This is a genomic window from Erythrobacter sanguineus, from assembly GCF_900143235.1.
GTDB classification, from domain to species: Bacteria; Pseudomonadota; Alphaproteobacteria; order Sphingomonadales; family Sphingomonadaceae; genus Erythrobacter; species Erythrobacter sanguineus.
In genome coordinates this window covers 105,269-120,819 of the sequence record NZ_FRDF01000007.1, presented here as the reverse complement: position 1 = coordinate 120,819, position 15,551 = coordinate 105,269, and the positions used below count along the sequence as shown (strand labels likewise).

Genomic DNA, 15,551 nt, shown 5'->3' with positions numbered 1-15,551 from the left:
CGGCTCCTGCCCGACCCGGCCAGGCCCAATCATGCAAAACCCCGCCAGCAGCGCGCTGGCGGGGTTTGCCATGCCTGTCGTCCGAGGTCAGAAGCGGTAGGCAACGCCTGCGCTGATCACCCACGGATCAAGCTTGTGTTCGGTTTCGATCGCCAGCGTATTGCCGGCAAACCAGCGCGCGGTGGTATCGATGAAGTAACGCTTGGCATCAAAGCTCAGGCCAAACCCCTTATCACCCAGCGGCACGTCGAAACCGGCCTGCAGTGCAAAGCCGAATTCATCCGACAGGTCGGTATCGGTGACCCCCAGCGGGATCGTCGCCGCGCCCGGCTTGTCAGAGAGCCACATGAAATAGGCCACGCCGCCACCGACATAGGGCTTCACCGCGCCCAGATCGAAATGGTACTTTGCCGTCACCGTTGCCGGCAGCAGCAGCGCGTCCGACACCAGTTCGGCCCCCACCGGCAGGCCCGCCGTGGCATCGACATCGTGCTGGGTGGTCCCGGCAATCGTCTCGATCGAGACATTGTGGGTGAGGAAATATTCCACCGCGATGGTCGGGACGTAATTGTCGCTCGCCTTGGTCTGGGTGTTTGCCGGCAAGCCCACAAGATCGACATTGACCGCGGTGATCTTGCCATCGGGCAGCACGCCGGTGGCAAGCACCTTGAACTGGATGTCGCCCGCCCTTTCGGTATCGTCCTGCGCCATTGCCGGGGTCGCGGCCAGCACGAGAGCTGCACCGCCAAGCATCAGAAAAGTCTTCATGTCACTCCGTCCTTCAACGGCAGCAGTGACCGCCTTGCGCGGCCCATGATGCTTGCTGCCTATGGCTGCCCGATAGCCGCAGGTGCGCAGCGCTCTCATTGATCCTGATCAAAGACCTGCATGCGCCATTCGTTCATTGCAGCCCCATCATGGCGACGATCAGCACCTCTTTCGGGCATGACAGTATCGCGGCTTTCCGCGATGCCTTGCCGGCGGGAACCGGCGCGCAGCCGACCGCCGACCGGCTGTGCGCGATCGGCTATGGCCTGCATCTGGCCAAGGGCGAGGAACTTGCACCCGATCCGCGCGATGACCGGCTGGTCCATATCGCCAGCGGTTCGGCCAAGCTGGTTGCCCGGCCAGTGGCGGCCTCGCCGGTCAATCAGGTGCTCGCCTTCCATTTCGGCGGCGACATGATCTCGGTCCCGCGCCAGAGCGCCAGTGAAACCTGGGGCGGTTTCCGCCTCGCGGCGCTGACCGATTGCGATCTCTTGGTGTTCCCGGCGGAACGTTTTCTCGACATTGCCCAGGGTGATCCGGCGGTGCTGCGATCGGTGCTTGCCCGCAGCTTGCAGGCGCTGCATCGCAGCCGCACGCGGATGATGCAGATGGGCCACAAGTCCGCAGGCGCACGGATCGCCGACTTCCTCGTGTCGATGGCCGAACGGCTGACCGGCTGCACCAAGGGGGCCTGCGCCTTCGCCCTGCCGATGAGCCGCCGCGATATCGGCGACAGCCTTGGCCTCACCATCGAAACCGTCAGCCGCCAGTTCACCGAACTGCGCGAGGCCGGTCTGGTGGAGACCGAAGGGCGTTCCAAAGTCTGTCTTTCGGACGTTGCCGCGCTGGCAAGACTGGCCGGAAGGCCCACCAGTCAAGCAGGCATGACACCCAAAAACTGACACGAATTTGATCTGGATCAACAACGCAATTGCCGGGGCACGCTAGAAGGCGGCTTGACGGAAGGGACATATCATCATGGAAGCAGTCGTAAGGCGGCTGGGGGTCTGGGCGCTTGTCCTGCTCGCAGCCATTAGTGCTATCGCGCTCACCCCGGACAGCGGGTTTGCGATCCACATGGGGATCGTTGCGCTGGTGGCGGTAATTCTGATCTTTGCCACGCTGGGCAGCTATGATCCGCTGGCGCGCGCGCAGAGCATCTTCAAGATGCCCCCCGGCCCATCGCGCTATGATGACGACGTGATCCGCTGGGGCGTGATTGCGACGATGTTCTGGGGCCTTGCGGGGCTGCTCGCGGGCGTGTTCATCGCTGCGCAGCTGGCCTTTCCGTGGCTCAACCTTGAACCCTACCTCAATTTCGGCCGGGTGCGCCCGCTGCACACCTCTGCGGTGATTTTTGCCTTTGGCGGCAATGCGCTGATTGCGACCAGTTTCTATGTCGTGCAACGCACCTGCCGCACCACGCTGGCCTTCCCCGGCCTCGCCCGTTTCGTGTTCTGGGGGTATCAGCTGTTCATCGTGCTGGCCGCCACCGGCTACCTGCTCGGCATCACCCAATCAAAGGAATATGCCGAGCCGGAATGGTATGTCGACCTGTGGCTGACCGTGGTGTGGCTGGCCTATCTGGCGGTGTTTGTCGGCACGCTGCTGCGCCGCCATGAACCGCATATCTACGTCGCCAACTGGTTCTATCTCGCCTTCATCGTCACCATTGCGATGCTGCACGTGGTCAATAATCTGGCCGTGCCTGTAAGCTTCCTCGGCACGCGGAGCTATTCGGCCTTTGCCGGCGTGCAGGATGCGCTGACCCAGTGGTGGTATGGCCACAATGCGGTGGGTTTCTTCCTCACCGCGGGCTTCCTCGCGATGATGTATTACTTCGTGCCGAAGCAGGCGAACCGCCCGGTCTATTCCTACCGCCTGTCGATCATCCACTTCTGGAGCCTGATCTTCCTCTACATCTGGGCGGGTCCGCACCACCTGCACTACACCGCCCTGCCCGACTGGGCGCAGACGCTGGGCATGGTGTTTTCGATCATGCTGTGGATGCCCAGCTGGGGCGGGATGATCAACGGGCTGATGACGCTGAACGGCGCGTGGGACAAGGTCCGCACCGATCCGATCATCCGCATGATGGTGCTCGCGCTCGCCTTTTACGGGATGAGCACCTTTGAAGGCCCGATGCTGTCGATCAAGGCGGTGAACAGCCTGTCGCACTATACCGACTGGACCATCGGCCACGTCCATTCCGGCGCGCTGGGGTGGAACGGGATGATCACCTTCGCCTGCGTCTACTTCCTGGTGCCGCGCCTGTGGCAACGCGAACGGCTGTATTCGCTGCGGATGATCAACTGGCACTTCTGGCTCGCAACGCTGGGGATCGTTTTCTACGCCGCCAGCATGTGGGTCGCCGGGATCACGCAAGGCCTGATGTGGCGCGAATATGGCTCGGACGGCTATCTGGTGAACAGCTTTGTCGACACCGTCGCGGCGCTGCACCCGATGTACCTGATGCGGGCCTTCGGCGGGCTGCTTTACCTCACCGGTGCCGTGATCATGGCCTACAACGTGTGGATGACGATCGCGGGCAAGCTGCGCGATGAAGCGCCGATGGGCGACACCGCGCATGATGAAGCTGCCGACCGGCCGATATCGCCGAAACCTCTGGCCGAACCGCAAGCCCAGCCGGCTGAATGAGCGGGCGAGAAGGAAAGCGAAACATGACTGATACCAATCGCAAGGAACCCTTCGAAGGCCACAAGAAGCTGGAGAAGAACGTCACCCTGCTCGCGGCGGCCACTTTCGTGACCGTGGCGATCGGCGGGATCGTGGAAATCGCGCCCCTGTTCTGGATCGACAACACGATCGAGAAGGTGGAGGGGATGCGTCCTTACACTCCGCTCGAACAGGCGGGCCGCGACATCTACATCCGCGAAGGCTGCTATACCTGCCACAGCCAGATGATCCGCCCGTTCCGCGACGAGGTCGAACGCTATGGCCATTACAGCCTCGCGGCGGAATCGATGTATGATCACCCCTTCCAGTGGGGTTCGAAACGCACCGGGCCGGATCTGGCGCGGGTCGGCGGGCGCTATTCTGACGAATGGCATGTCCAGCACCTCAAGGCCCCGCGCAGCGTCGTGCCGGAAAGCATCATGCCCAATTACAGCTTTCTGGCCGAAACGAAGCTGAAGGTGCCCGATCCTTCGGCCACCCTCGTCGCATTGCGACGGGTGGGCGTGCCCTATAGCGATATCGACATCGAAATGGCCCCGAACGACCTGATGGCGCAGGCCAATCCCGATCTTGACGCGGGCGATCTGGTGGAGCGCTATCCCAAGGCGCAGATCCGCGATTATGACGGCGATCCCAAACGCGTGACCGAAATGGACGCACTGGTCGCCTATCTCCAGATGCTTGGCACGCTGGTCGATGTAAACAGCGCCGCTGCGCAGGAAAATCTGGCCGAGGAGAAAGGGCGGTGAGCCTCTACGAAACCTTGCGCCACTTCGCCGATTCCTACGGGCTGGCGGTGATCTTCGCGCTCTATCTGACGCTTTGCCTGTGGCACTTCCGCCCCGGGGCGAAGCGCCACGTGGAGGCGGCCAAGCACTCGATTTTCAAGGATGACCATGATGGGCAATGATCGCACCAATAATGGTCGGCGCATCGACGAGCCGACCGGCACCGAAACCGTCGGCCACGAATGGGACGGCATCGAGGAACTCAACACCCCGTTGCCGCGCTGGTGGCTGTGGACCTTCTACGCCACCATTGCCTGGGCGGCGGTTTATGTCGTGCTCTATCCGGCCTGGCCGCTGATCGACAAGGCGACCTCTGGCACGCTCGGCTGGTCAAGCCGGGGCCAGCTTGCCAAGGAAATGAGCGCCGCGGATCTTGCGCGGCAGGGGATTTTCGAACAGATCGCCGCGACCGATATCGAAAAGCTGATCGCCTCGCCCGAACTGATGGGGCAGGCGGTTGCCGGCGGCGCGGCGGCGTTCAAGGTCAATTGCGTCCAGTGCCACGGCGCGGGCGCGGCGGGTTCGGCGGGCTATCCCAACCTCAATGATGATGACTGGATCTGGGGAGGCACCCTGACCGAGATCGAATATTCGATCACTCACGGCATCCGCTGGGAAGGCGCCGACGCGACCCGCGTCAACTATATGCCAGCATACGAAGGCATGTTCGATGCGGGCGAGGTCAATGCGCTGGCCGCTCACGTGCTTTCGTTGTCGGGCAAGGGCACATCCACCGCCGTCGGCGCGACCCTGTTCGCCGATAATTGCGCAGCGTGCCACGGCCCGGCGGGCGGCGGGATGCCGGAAATGGGCGCGCCAGCGCTGAATGATGCGATCTGGCTGTTCGGCGGGACAGAGGCCGAGGTGAAGAAGCAGATCCTTGCCCCGCGACATGGCGTCATGCCGGCATGGAAGGACCGGCTTGATCCGGTGACGATCAAGATGCTGGCAGCTTACGTGCACTCGCGCGGGGGGGGCCAGCAGGCAGCCCCGGCACAGGATGACGTCATGGCCGAAACCGAAGTGGCGCAAGCCGCACAGGCGGAAACTGATGGCTGATCCCAAGGATGTCGAGCGCCCCGCACCGCCTGCGAAAGAACCGCGGGACTGGGCCGGGGCGCTCCCGGACAAGGCGCCCCGATCTGCCGCATCCGGTCCGCCCTCCGCCGATGCGGGGGGCCACGGCTTTATGGGCAGCGAACTCTACCAGAAGGGCCAGACCGTCCATAACAAGCGGATCGATGGCCCGTTCCGGCGCTTCAAATGGCTGGTGATGCTGGTCACGCTGGCGATCTATTACGTCACCCCGTGGATCCGCTGGGATCGCGGGCCTTATGCCCCCGATCAGGCGGTGCTGATCGACCTTGCGCATCGCCGCTTCTACATGTTCGATATCGAGATCTGGCCGCACGAATTCTACTTCGTCGCCGGCATGCTGATCATGGCGGGTATCGGCCTGTTCCTTGTCACCAGCGCGGTGGGCCGGGCGTGGTGCGGCTATGCCTGCCCACAAACTGTGTGGACCGACCTGTTCCAGCATATTGATCGCCTGATCGATGGCGACCGCAATGCAAGGCTGAGGCTGGACAAGGCACCATGGACAGCATCCAAGATCGCGCGGCGGCTTTCCAAATGGTCGATCTATCTTGTCATCAGCATGGCGACGGGCGGCGCATGGATCCTCTATTTCGCCGATGCGCCGACCTTGCTGGTGGACTTCTTCACCCTCGAAGCCGCGCCGGTTGCCTATGCCACGGTCGCAATCCTGACCGGCACCACCTTCTGGCTGGGCGGGTTCATGCGCGAACAGGTGTGCATCTACATGTGCCCCTGGCCGCGCATCCAGACTGCGATGCTCGATGAAAGATCGCTGATCGTCACCTACAAGGACTGGCGCGGAGAACCGCGTGGCAGCGTGAAAAAGGCAGCGAAGAACCCCGATCAGTACGGCGACTGCATCGATTGCCTGCAATGCGTCGCGGTGTGCCCGACGGGCATCGACATCCGCGAAGGCCAGCAGGTTGGCTGCATCACCTGCGCATTGTGCATCGATGCCTGCGACAAGGTCATGGCAGATATCGGCCGCCCGCGCGGGCTGATCGACTATGCGACATTGGAACAATGCGAAGCCGAAGCCGCCGGCGCCCCTGCGCAACCGGCATGGAAGGCGCTGTTGCGGGTGCGCACCTTCATCTATTTCGGCATCTGGGGCGCAATCGGGGCGGCGATGCTGTTTGCGCTTGGCACGCGCACGCACACCGATCTCACCGTTTCGCCCGACCGCAATCCGCCCTATATGCTGCTGAAGGATGGTTCGGTGCGCAACGCCTACACCTTGCGCCTGCGCAACATGGAATCGCGCCCGCGCGACATGGAAGTGGCACTGACCGGCCTGCCTGCGGGCGCGGTGATGTGGACCGATGCGGTTGCCCTTGAAAACGCCGCGCCCGAACAGATCATCGCGGTGCCTGCCAACGAAACCAAGGTGGTGCGCGCCTATGTGATGCTGCCGCCGGGGACACGCGCCGATGCCTTCACCTTCCGCCTGACCTCGCTCGACGAACAGGGCGAACAGGACGTTGCGACAACCACCTTTGCCATGCCGGGGAATGAATGATGGCCGCCAATCGCAAGGAATTTACCGGCAGGCACATGGCGATGGTGTTCGTCGGCGGGTTCGGGATCGTCATTGCGGTCAATCTGGTCATGGCCAGCTTTGCGGTGGGCGGATTTCACGGCGTGGTGGTGGAAAATTCCTATGTCGCCAGCCAGAACTTCAACACCTGGCTTGATGCTGCGGAAAAATCGCGGGCGCTGGGCTGGGACGTTCAGGCTGAACGGCGCGGCGATGGGCGGTTGATGCTGACGACCGAAGGTGTGCCTGCGGGCGCGGCGATCACCGCCGAATTGCGCCGTCCGATTGGCGCAAAGGACTTTGCCAGCCTCACTTTCGCACCGGCAGGCGAAGGCCGCTGGCTATCGATCGAGACGGTCGCCGAAGGGCGCTGGACCATGCGGATGGCGATTGCCGCTGCCGGGCAGGACTGGGCCGGGGAAAGCGAGCTGAAGTGAACGCCGTGGCCCCCATCATCGCTGCCGCTGACGAACGCACGCTCACCGCGACCCGTTTCACTGTGCCGGGGATGCGCTGTGCGGGCTGCATCGCCAAGATCGAGCGCGAATTGCCCAAAGTCGACGGCATCATCGCCGCCCGCGCCAATTTTTCCGCAAAGCGCGTGGCAATCCAGCACGATCCGGCGATAGGCGAAGACCGCCTGACCGAAGCCTTGTGCAACCTCGGCTTTGAAGCGCAACCCGTGGCCGACAATCCGCTGGGGCAAGAAACCGGGGAACGCCAGCAGCTGATGCGCGCCTTGGGCGTGGCGGGCTTCGGGATGATGAACGTTATGCTGCTGTCGGTCAGCATCTGGTCCGGCGCCGAAGGGCCGACGCGCGATCTGTTCCACTGGCTTTCGGCGCTGATTGCCCTGCCGGTGATCGCCTATTCGGGGCGGCCCTTCTTTGCTTCGGCATGGATGGCGCTGAGCCACAGGCGCACCAACATGGATGTGCCGATTTCGATCGGCGTGATTCTGGCCACCGCGCTCAGCCTGTATGAGACCATCACCGGCGGCGGGCACGCCTATTTCGAAAGCGCGGTGATGCTGTTGTTCTTCCTGCTGGCCGGGCGCGCGCTCGATGCCGAAATGCGCACCCGCACCCGCGCCGGGATCGGCGCGCTGCTGGGGCGGATGGGCAAGGCCGCCAGCGTGATCGGCGCCGATGGCACCACCCGCCGCGTGCCTGCTGGCAATCTGGAACCCGGCATGCTGGTGCTGGTCGCCGCCGGGGAAGCGCTTGCCGCCGATGGCGCGGTGGAGGATGGCACCAGCGCCATCGACAATGCCATGCTGACCGGGGAAAGCGCGCCGGAACCGGTCGGGCCGGGCAGCGCAGTTCACGCGGGCGCAATCAACCTCAGCGCCCCGATCCGGGTGCGCCTGACCCATGTTGCCGATGACACTGCGATTGCCGAAATTGCCCGGTTGATGGACGAAGCGGGGCAATCGCGCAGCCATTATGTCCGCATCGCCGACCGCGCCAGCCGTCTTTATGCCCCGGTGGTGCACAGCTTGGCCGCGCTGGCCTTTATCGGCTGGATGATTGCGGGCGCGGGCTGGCACCAGTCGCTGGTGATCGCGATTGCGGTGCTGATCATCACCTGCCCCTGCGCGATGGGGCTGGCTGTTCCCGCCGCGCAGGTTGTGGCGAGCGGCGCGCTGCTGCGCCGGGGCCTGCTGGTGAAGGACGGCAGCGCGCTGGAACGCCTCGCCGAATGCGACGTGGCCCTGTTCGACAAGACCGGCACCCTGACGCTGGGAGAGCCGTGCGCGGATGTTGCCGCGCTCGACCCGCAGGCGCGCAGCGTGGCGCTGGGACTGGCACAGGCGAGCCGCCATCCCTTGAGCCGCGGGCTTGCTGCGGCGTGCTTGCGCGCAGGGGTTGAACCTGCCGCGGTCGAAGACATCCGCGAAGTCAGCGGCGCGGGGCTGATCGGGCGCTGGCAGGGCATGAATGTGGCTCTCGAACGGCCGGAGGGAGAGCAACAGGCTCTCGCCACCCGGCTGCGGATCGGGGACACCGCGCAAACCATCACTTTCGCCGATCCGCTGCGCAGCGATGCTGCCGCCACGCTCGCCGCCTTGCGCGGGCAGGGGATTGCCGCCAGCATCCTTTCGGGCGACCGCGCCGCGCCGGTCGCGGCGATGGCCCGCGAATTGGGCCTTGCCGCCGAGGCCGAAGCCAGCCCGCAGGCCAAGCTCGCCGCATTGGAAGCCCTGAAAGCCGACGGTCGCCGCCCCTTGATGGTGGGCGATGGGTTGAATGATGGCCCCGCGCTTGCCGCCGCCCACGCCTCGATCGCGCCGGGCACCGCGTCGGACGCCAGCCAGCAGGCCGCTGATGCGGTGTTCATCGGCGAGAAGCTGATGCCGGTCGCGCTGGCGGTGCAGGTGGCGCGGCGCACCATGAAAATCGTGCGCGAGAATTTCGCCTTCTCGATTGCCTATAACGTGTTCGCCGTGCCGCTGGCGCTGTTCGGCCTCGTCACCCCGCTGATCGCCGCCATCGCCATGTCGGTGAGTTCGCTGGTGGTGGTCGCCAATTCGCTGCGCCTTGCCCGCAGTACCCGGCCATGACCGGCCTTGCGTTCCTTATCCCGATCGCGCTCGGCATGGGGCTGCTGGGCCTCGTCGCCTTCCTGTGGTCGATGCGCGACGGACAGTATGACGATATGGACGGCGCGGCGAGCCGCATCCTGATCGAGGATGAGGATGACGAGGAATGACTGGCGCTCTGCCTATGGCCATGGCCGCACTGGTCCCGGTGCTGATCGGCCCCCTGCCCGCCGAGACCGCCGCAATCACCGCGCAATTGTGCAATGGCGGCACCATCGCCATTCCGCTGGGCAAGGACAAGGTTCCCGCCAGTGAGGGCCAATGCCACCCCAAGGCTTGCCACGCCGGTGCCTGCCGTGCCCAGCACAACCACAAGCGCACAAAACACGGTATTTGATCTCGCGCAAAGACGGGTGACGCCGGAAACGCTCTAAGCACCTCATGTGGACCTATCACCCAGAACTCCTCGCCACGCCGGTGCCGCGTTACACCAGCTATCCCACCGCCGCCGATTTCGGGGCAATCGAAGAGGGCGTGATCGAACGCGCCATTGCCGGAGCGGACGGCGATGTGTCGCTCTATCTCCACATCCCGTTCTGCGAGAAAATCTGCTATTACTGCGGCTGCAACACAGGGGCATCGGGCAAACGCGCGCGGGTGGAAACCTATCTTGCAGCCCTGCATCAGGAACTCGCGACGGTTGCCAGCCTGCTGCCTGCCTCGGCGCGCGTTCGCCGCATCGCCTTTGGCGGAGGCAGCCCCAATGCGATCGCTCCGCACGAATTCATGGCGTTGGTCGATGCCCTGCACGCCCACTTCCCGCTGTTCGACCCCGAATGGTCAATCGAACTCGACCCGCGCAGCCTGACCGCCGAATGGGGCCACCTGATCCGCGAGGTCGGCATCACCCGCGCCAGCATGGGCGTGCAGACCTTTGCCCCCCATTGCCAGACAGCGATCGGACGCGAGCAACCGGTTGCGATGATCTGCCGCAGCATCGACTGGCTGCGTTCGGGCGGCGTGACATCGCTCAATTTCGATCTGATGTATGGCCTGCCGCACCAGACCGACATCGACCTTGCCGACAGTCTCGAACATACCCGGATGCTGGGGGCAGAGCGGGTCGCAGTGTTCGGTTATGCCCACGTGCCGCATCTGGTGCCGCGCCAGACCATGATCCCGGAAAGCACCCTGCCCGGCGGCGAGGCGCGCTTTGCCATGGCCGCGCAGGCGCATGAATTCCTCGACCGCGCTGGCTACGAGGCGATCGGCTTCGATCATTTCGCCCTGCCGCATGACCCGATGGCGCAGGCCACCCGCGCGGGCACGCTGAGACGCAATTTCCAAGGCTTTACCGACGATCCTTCCGAAGTGCTGATCGGCATGGGATCAAGCGCGATCAGCGGCTTTCCCGGCCTCATCGCCCAGAACGAAAAACACAATGGCCGCTATCGCGCGCTCTCGGCTGCGGGACGGCTCTCGGCCAGCCATGGCATTGCCCGCTCACCCGAAGACCGCCTGCGCGGCGGCGTGATCGAGGCGCTGCTGTGCCGGGGCGAAGCGCAATTGTCGCCTTGCCTGATCGCGGAGGTGCGCGAACGCCTCGCGCCCTTCACGCAGGCCGGGCTGGCCACGCTTTCCGGCAACATCCTGCGCATCCTGCCGGACGGGCTGCCCTATGCCCGGGTCATCGCCGCAATGTTCGATTCCTACCGTGCGGTAACCCAGCGGCGCTTCAGTTCAGCCATCTGAACACCTCTTCCCCCCTTTATCCGCCTTGCATGCGCGGTGCTTTGCGCGGATAGTGCGCCGCAAACAAAAGCCGGAGTCTCTATCGGGCGCACCGATCAATCCTTTGGGGGGAAAATTTCATGGCCGTTACCGATCACGTCGACCTTAACCAGTTCATGGAAGGGGTCAAAAAACGCAATCCTTATCAACCCGAATTCGTCCAGGCGGTCCAGGAAGTGGCCGAGGACATCTTTGAATTCATGGAGGATAAGGAAGAATATCACGCGCAGCAGATCCTGCGCCGCATTGCCGAGCCTGACCGCGTGGTTTCCTTCCGCGTCTGCTGGGAAGACGATAATGGCAATATCCGCGTCCAGCGCGGCTGGCGGGTGCAGAACAACAACGCCATCGGCCCCTACAAGGGCGGCATCCGCTTCCACCCTTCGGTGACCGAATCGGTGCTGAAGTTCCTCGCCTTCGAACAGACCTTCAAGAACGCGCTCACCGGCCTTCCCATGGGCGGCGGCAAGGGCGGTTCCAACTTCAATCCCAAGGGCAAGAGCGTGCGCGAGATCATGCGTTTCTGCCAGTCCTTCATGACCGAACTGTACCGCCACATCGGCGCAGATGTTGACGTGCCGGCGGGCGATATCGGCGTCGGCGGGCGCGAGATCGGCTATATGTTCGGCCAGTACAAGCGCATCACCAACCACTTTACCGGCGTGCTCACCGGCAAGGGGCTGGAATGGGGCGGCAGCCTGATCCGCACTGAGGCAACCGGATATGGTGCGGTCTATTTCCTTGAAAACATGCTGGCAACCAAGGGTGAAGATCTGGTCGGCAAGACCGCGGTCATCTCCGGTTCGGGCAATGTTGCGACCCATGCGGCGGAAAAGATCGTGCAACTGGGCGGCAAGGTGCTGACCTTGTCGGATTCGGGCGGGTTTATCCATGATCCCGACGGCATTGATCAGGAAAAGATCAACTGGGTAAAGACCCACAAGACCCATCGCCGCGGCCGGATCGAGGAATATGTCGAGGCCTTTCCCAAGGCCAGTTTCCATGCGGGCAAGACCCCGTGGGGCGTGCCCTGCGACATGGCCCTGCCCTGCGCCACCCAGAACGAACTGCTCGGCGAAGATGCGAAGATGCTGGTCGCCAATGGTTGCCGCGCGGTGTCGGAAGGTGCCAACATGCCGACCGATCTTGATGGCGTGCACACCTTCAAGCACGCCAAGCTGCTCTACGCGCCGGGCAAGGCGTCCAACGCGGGCGGGGTTGCGGTGTCGGGTCTGGAAATGAGCCAGAATTCCGAACGTCGTTCGTGGAAGGAAGAAGAGCTCCAGCAGATGCTCAAGGACATCATGGCCGGGATCCACGAACGCTGCCTGACCTATGGCGATCAGGGCGATGGCCATATTGATTACGTCAAGGGCGCGAATATCGCAGGCTTCAAGAAAGTCGCCGACGCGATGCTGGCTTTCGGGGTGGTGTGACCCCCTGACCCCGCCGACAAGGCCTCCGCCCGCGTGCGGAGGCCTTGTTGCATTTCCGATTGCCAGACCAAAGCGGGCCCAGACCAAAGCGGACCCAGAACAAAGCGGGCAAGGCGGCTTTGGAGCATTGGCGAGCCGGAAACCCAGGCCACCGGAAACCCGAAGCGGTTGATCCGGCACAACCGGATGCACACCGCCCTCGCACCGAGAAAGAATTGAACACGGTGGAAACGCAGCCTCGCCGCTGCGGGAACAGCGCCGCCCCCGGCAACGCGCCACCACGCAAATGCCGCACCGAACCCCATCCCCCAGACGGCAACATGTCGGGATATTGGGACAACAGCGAAAAATTCGGCGAGCGACCCCGAAGCGGTCAGGTCTGCTATCTTGAGCCAAAGGGCGGCTTGCGCAGATCAGCCCACGAACTGCGAAAGCTTCACCCCGTAATCGCGCCCGATCATTTCGGGGCCCTTCTCTCCGATCATGATGCAGGCCGCATTGGTGATAGATCGAGAGCGTGTGGTGAAGCGCGACGCTTTCCAGAAAGGCATCGGCTGCCCCGGCTGCCCCGCCAATCCCTGCCCCGCCAATCCCTGTATTGCCAATCCCAGTCTTGCGATCAGGAACGCCCCATCCGTCCACGCGCCGATGCGTGATCGCTTTTCGCCTCGGTCAGATTCGCGCTATTGCCCAGCAAGGTGGGAGGCATGTTGACGAACACATTCTCATACTGCCCCGGCCCGATCAGATAGGTTTCGTGATAGATGCCCACCGTTCCATCATTCCCGATCCTGCGATTGAAATCAGCCCAGGCCGGAACATGGCTGAGATCCCGCGCCTTGGCGTAGCTTTCAAGATCATCAAAGGATTTCCAGTACTGGATCAGCACGATCGTGCGCCCGAACCACGTCTTTCCGCCAAGGAAGCCCAATTCCGGCCGCGCCGACAATTCACGGATCATGCCGCCCATTGCTCTGATCAGCGGCAGCCAGCGATGCACCATCCACCACTGGTTGATCCGCATTCCGATAATGAAAACCACGAATTCCCCATCGGGTCGCGCCGTCCAGCGGCCTTGCATTATCCTGTTCATGACGATCCCCTGTGCGGTTCCTGGCCGCTTGTGTTTATGCCCAGCGCCGTGCCGACCTGCCTTAAGGCGTGGGCCACAAAATCGGCGCGGGCCGATGGCGCAAGATCCAGCGTTCCGATCGCATCGGTGCGCATCAGGCTGACAACCCCGTGCAGGCTTGACCAGGCAAACAGGGCCTCACGATCAATCGTCTCGCGGTCCGGCTGCTGCCCGCGCGCCGAATAGAGCCGGATCAGCGAATTGCGCAGCACGTCAAAGGCATCGCGGGCACCCTGCATCATGTCGGGATGATCGACCGGATCAGGCAACGTGCCGCCGAACATCAGGCGGTATTTCAACGGCTCGGCAAAGGCGAACTGGACATAGGCAAAGCCCATGGCAAGCGCATCGGCAGCCGGATCATCGGTGGGTGCCGGGCCGCGCAGCGCCTGCGCAAAATCGGCAAAGGCACGCCGGACGATCTCTGCCAGCAGGTGATTGCGGCTGGCGAAATGCCGATACGGGGCCTGATGCGAAACCCCGATCCGGCGCGCAACTTCGCGGATGCTGAGTTTTTCGACCCCCGCATTGCTGATGATGACCAGCGCCTCGGCAAGGCAGGCCTCGCGCAGATCAGGGCCTGCCTTATGTTCCGCCCGCGCCATCATTTCGCAAGGGTGATCGCAAGACGCGTGGTCTTGCCACGCTCAACCGTGAAGATCGCCTCGTCATGACGGGGCGCACGCAGGGCATGGCGGATGTTGTTCGACACCCCCCATGGCTGACGCGGGCGGCCCAGAAAATCACGGGTCACATCATCCTGTCCCTTGGGAAGAATGGCCGCCACCAGGGCATATTGGCCCGGCGCAAGATCGCGGAAGACGCAGGCGGTGCCATCGGCGCCGCGCCGGCTGCGAACCTCGCCCTCAGCGCCCTTGCCGAAGGGAAAGTTTCGGGGGCTGTCGTACAATCGGCAGGCAACCTCGCCCGGAACGTCTGCCGCACCGGCGACCACCACGATGACATCTTCCGCAAGTGCCGGAAAGGCCGCGAGCGCCGCCACGCAAGGCACGGCACACAAAGACAGAAATCGGTGCGACATCAGACCTGCTTTCGTGTTGACAGTGTCAACAAGTTACGCAATCAGTTGACACTGTCAACCACCATTGCGCATCGTCCCGATCGCAACCCTGCCGCCCTGGGAGAGCCCGATGCCAAACCCGCCCAATGCCGCGATCCCTTGCCGCGCCCCCTCCCGCGCTGACAGGGGCGCGGCGGTCGCGACGCTGGCAGAGGCCTTCCAGCACGAACCGGCTTTCTCCTATATCCTGCCCGATCCCCTGGCGCGTCGCCGTGCGCTGATCCGGGCCTTCCGGATCATTTTTGACGAGGATGTCCGCGCGGGCGCGATCATGATGACGTCGCAGGCTGAGGCCGTCACCGCCTGGCGCAGCCCGGCACAAATGCACGAAGGCCGGTGGGAGGCAATCCGGACGCGGCTGCCCTACCTTCTCGCTTTCGGCCCGGCGATTGGCCGCGCGGCCAAGGTTGCCGGGTTGATCAAGGCCCACCTGCCTAACGAAGGATGCTGGTATCTGCACTATGCCGGGTGCCATTCCGATCACCGGGGCAAGGGCTTCGGCGGTGCCGCGATCCGGGCCGGGCTGGCGCGCGCGGATGCGGAGCGGGCGAAATGCTGGCTGGAAACCGCAGACGCGGCCAATCTTCCAATCTATCGCGCACTTGGATTTGAGGTTTCCTGCACCTGGCAGGTCCCGGGCGGGCCGCAGTTCTGGGGCATGTTGCGCCCCTCCCGCTGAGT

18 protein-coding genes are annotated in these 15,551 nt (G+C 63.7%); 13 read left to right on the top strand and 5 right to left on the bottom strand.

The window, feature by feature from the left end; translation table 11 throughout:
* Positions 1 to 87: 87 nt before the first annotated feature.
* A complete protein-coding gene (locus tag BUA05_RS07300) occupies positions 88 to 768 on the bottom strand; it encodes an OmpW/AlkL family protein (RefSeq protein WP_072674060.1) in 681 nt (226 codons plus the stop codon).
* Between the two features lie 149 nt (positions 769 to 917).
* On the opposite strand from BUA05_RS07300, the gene BUA05_RS07295 reads away from it, so the two are divergent.
* From BUA05_RS07295 to gdhA, 12 genes are all read left to right on the top strand, one after another.
* Positions 918 to 1,670: a Crp/Fnr family transcriptional regulator gene (locus BUA05_RS07295; protein WP_143150275.1), complete on the top strand. Its 753-nt coding sequence runs from the start codon at positions 918 to 920 to the stop codon at positions 1,668 to 1,670.
* A gap of 76 nt (positions 1,671 to 1,746) precedes the next feature.
* Positions 1,747 to 3,426, top strand: coding sequence for a cytochrome-c oxidase, cbb3-type subunit I (gene ccoN, locus BUA05_RS07290; RefSeq protein ID WP_072673999.1), 1,680 nt, complete (start codon positions 1,747 to 1,749; stop codon positions 3,424 to 3,426).
* A 23-nt stretch (positions 3,427 to 3,449) separates the two neighbouring features.
* Positions 3,450 to 4,214 (top strand): cytochrome-c oxidase, cbb3-type subunit II, encoded by a 765-nt coding sequence (gene ccoO / locus BUA05_RS07285; RefSeq protein ID WP_072673998.1) that lies wholly within the window; start codon positions 3,450 to 3,452, stop codon positions 4,212 to 4,214.
* Entirely contained in the window at positions 4,211 to 4,375 is a 165-nt protein-coding gene (locus tag BUA05_RS07280) for a cbb3-type cytochrome oxidase subunit 3 (RefSeq protein WP_072673997.1), read from the top strand. Before ccoO ends, BUA05_RS07280 begins: the two co-directional genes overlap by 4 nt.
* Entirely contained in the window at positions 4,356 to 5,312 is a 957-nt protein-coding gene (gene ccoP / locus BUA05_RS07275) for a cytochrome-c oxidase, cbb3-type subunit III (protein WP_084662519.1), read from the top strand. Before BUA05_RS07280 ends, ccoP begins: the two co-directional genes overlap by 20 nt.
* A 130-nt stretch (positions 5,313 to 5,442) precedes the next feature.
* Positions 5,443 to 6,870 (top strand): cytochrome c oxidase accessory protein CcoG, encoded by a 1,428-nt coding sequence (gene ccoG / locus BUA05_RS07270; protein ID WP_072674058.1) that lies wholly within the window; start codon positions 5,443 to 5,445, stop codon positions 6,868 to 6,870.
* On the top strand, positions 6,870 to 7,325 hold the full coding sequence (locus BUA05_RS07265; protein WP_072674059.1) for a FixH family protein: 456 nt from the start codon (positions 6,870 to 6,872) through the stop codon (positions 7,323 to 7,325). The genes ccoG and BUA05_RS07265 overlap by 1 nt, the downstream gene beginning before the upstream one ends.
* On the top strand, positions 7,322 to 9,451 hold the full coding sequence (locus BUA05_RS07260; protein WP_084662518.1) for a heavy metal translocating P-type ATPase: 2,130 nt from the start codon (positions 7,322 to 7,324) through the stop codon (positions 9,449 to 9,451). Before BUA05_RS07265 ends, BUA05_RS07260 begins: the two co-directional genes overlap by 4 nt.
* Entirely contained in the window at positions 9,448 to 9,600 is a 153-nt protein-coding gene (ccoS, locus tag BUA05_RS07255; RefSeq protein ID WP_072673995.1) for a cbb3-type cytochrome oxidase assembly protein CcoS, read from the top strand. Before BUA05_RS07260 ends, ccoS begins: the two co-directional genes overlap by 4 nt.
* Positions 9,597 to 9,827: a hypothetical protein gene (locus BUA05_RS07250; protein WP_072673994.1), complete on the top strand. Its 231-nt coding sequence runs from the start codon at positions 9,597 to 9,599 to the stop codon at positions 9,825 to 9,827. The genes ccoS and BUA05_RS07250 overlap by 4 nt, the downstream gene beginning before the upstream one ends.
* Positions 9,828 to 9,871: 44 nt before the next feature.
* Positions 9,872 to 11,182, top strand: coding sequence for an oxygen-independent coproporphyrinogen III oxidase (hemN, locus tag BUA05_RS07245; protein ID WP_072673993.1), 1,311 nt, complete (start codon positions 9,872 to 9,874; stop codon positions 11,180 to 11,182).
* Positions 11,183 to 11,301: 119 nt separating this feature from the next.
* Positions 11,302 to 12,657 carry an NADP-specific glutamate dehydrogenase gene (gene gdhA / locus BUA05_RS07240; protein WP_072673992.1) on the top strand — a complete coding sequence of 452 codons (1,356 nt, stop codon included), beginning with the start codon at positions 11,302 to 11,304 and terminating at the stop codon, positions 12,655 to 12,657.
* 413 nt (positions 12,658 to 13,070) lie between these two features.
* Here the strand turns inward: gdhA and BUA05_RS14740 are convergent, their stop codons facing one another.
* The 4 genes from BUA05_RS14740 to BUA05_RS07225 all read right to left on the bottom strand — a co-directional run bounded on the left by BUA05_RS14740 (position 13,071) and on the right by BUA05_RS07225 (position 14,792).
* The gene (locus BUA05_RS14740; RefSeq protein WP_158093668.1) at positions 13,071 to 13,208 is read right to left on the bottom strand and encodes a hypothetical protein; all 138 of its coding nucleotides are present in this window, start codon (positions 13,206 to 13,208) and stop codon (positions 13,071 to 13,073) included.
* Positions 13,209 to 13,276: 68 nt separating this feature from the next.
* The gene (locus tag BUA05_RS07235; RefSeq protein WP_072673991.1) at positions 13,277 to 13,750 is read right to left on the bottom strand and encodes a DUF4188 domain-containing protein; all 474 of its coding nucleotides are present in this window, start codon (positions 13,748 to 13,750) and stop codon (positions 13,277 to 13,279) included.
* Complete coding sequence (locus BUA05_RS07230; protein ID WP_086616467.1) at positions 13,747 to 14,397, bottom strand: TetR/AcrR family transcriptional regulator; 651 nt, start codon at positions 14,395 to 14,397, stop codon at positions 13,747 to 13,749. Before BUA05_RS07230 ends, BUA05_RS07235 begins: the two co-directional genes overlap by 4 nt.
* Positions 14,394 to 14,792 (bottom strand): DUF2141 domain-containing protein, encoded by a 399-nt coding sequence (locus BUA05_RS07225; RefSeq protein ID WP_072673990.1) that lies wholly within the window; start codon positions 14,790 to 14,792, stop codon positions 14,394 to 14,396. Before BUA05_RS07225 ends, BUA05_RS07230 begins: the two co-directional genes overlap by 4 nt.
* Positions 14,793 to 14,940: 148 nt before the next feature.
* On the opposite strand from BUA05_RS07225, the gene BUA05_RS07220 reads away from it, so the two are divergent.
* Positions 14,941 to 15,549, top strand: a complete 609-nt coding sequence (locus BUA05_RS07220) for a GNAT family N-acetyltransferase (protein WP_143150274.1) — start codon at positions 14,941 to 14,943, stop codon at positions 15,547 to 15,549.
* The last annotated feature ends 2 nt before the right edge of the window (positions 15,550 to 15,551 follow it).

Excerpts from the sequence above, each read along its gene's own strand:
- BUA05_RS07300 (WP_072674060.1), bottom strand. The coding sequence starts at position 768 with ATGAAGACTTTTCTGATGCTTGGCGGTGCAGCTCTCGTGCTGGCCGCG.
- BUA05_RS07295 (WP_143150275.1), top strand. The coding sequence starts at position 918 with ATGGCGACGATCAGCACCTCTTTCGGGCATGACAGTATCGCGGCTTTC.
- ccoN (WP_072673999.1), top strand. The coding sequence starts at position 1,747 with ATGGAAGCAGTCGTAAGGCGGCTGGGGGTCTGGGCGCTTGTCCTGCTC.
- ccoO (WP_072673998.1), top strand. The coding sequence starts at position 3,450 with ATGACTGATACCAATCGCAAGGAACCCTTCGAAGGCCACAAGAAGCTG.
- ccoP (WP_084662519.1), top strand. The coding sequence starts at position 4,356 with ATGACCATGATGGGCAATGATCGCACCAATAATGGTCGGCGCATCGAC.
- ccoG (WP_072674058.1), top strand. The coding sequence starts at position 5,443 with ATGGGCAGCGAACTCTACCAGAAGGGCCAGACCGTCCATAACAAGCGG.
- BUA05_RS07265 (WP_072674059.1), top strand. The coding sequence starts at position 6,870 with ATGGCCGCCAATCGCAAGGAATTTACCGGCAGGCACATGGCGATGGTG.
- ccoS (WP_072673995.1), top strand. The coding sequence starts at position 9,448 with ATGACCGGCCTTGCGTTCCTTATCCCGATCGCGCTCGGCATGGGGCTG.
- BUA05_RS07250 (WP_072673994.1), top strand. The coding sequence starts at position 9,597 with ATGACTGGCGCTCTGCCTATGGCCATGGCCGCACTGGTCCCGGTGCTG.
- hemN (WP_072673993.1), top strand. The coding sequence starts at position 9,872 with ATGTGGACCTATCACCCAGAACTCCTCGCCACGCCGGTGCCGCGTTAC.
- gdhA (WP_072673992.1), top strand. The coding sequence starts at position 11,302 with ATGGCCGTTACCGATCACGTCGACCTTAACCAGTTCATGGAAGGGGTC.
- BUA05_RS14740 (WP_158093668.1), bottom strand. The coding sequence starts at position 13,208 with ATGCCTTTCTGGAAAGCGTCGCGCTTCACCACACGCTCTCGATCTATC.
- BUA05_RS07235 (WP_072673991.1), bottom strand. The coding sequence starts at position 13,750 with ATGAACAGGATAATGCAAGGCCGCTGGACGGCGCGACCCGATGGGGAA.
- BUA05_RS07230 (WP_086616467.1), bottom strand. The coding sequence starts at position 14,397 with ATGATGGCGCGGGCGGAACATAAGGCAGGCCCTGATCTGCGCGAGGCC.
- BUA05_RS07220 (WP_143150274.1), top strand. The coding sequence starts at position 14,941 with ATGCCAAACCCGCCCAATGCCGCGATCCCTTGCCGCGCCCCCTCCCGC.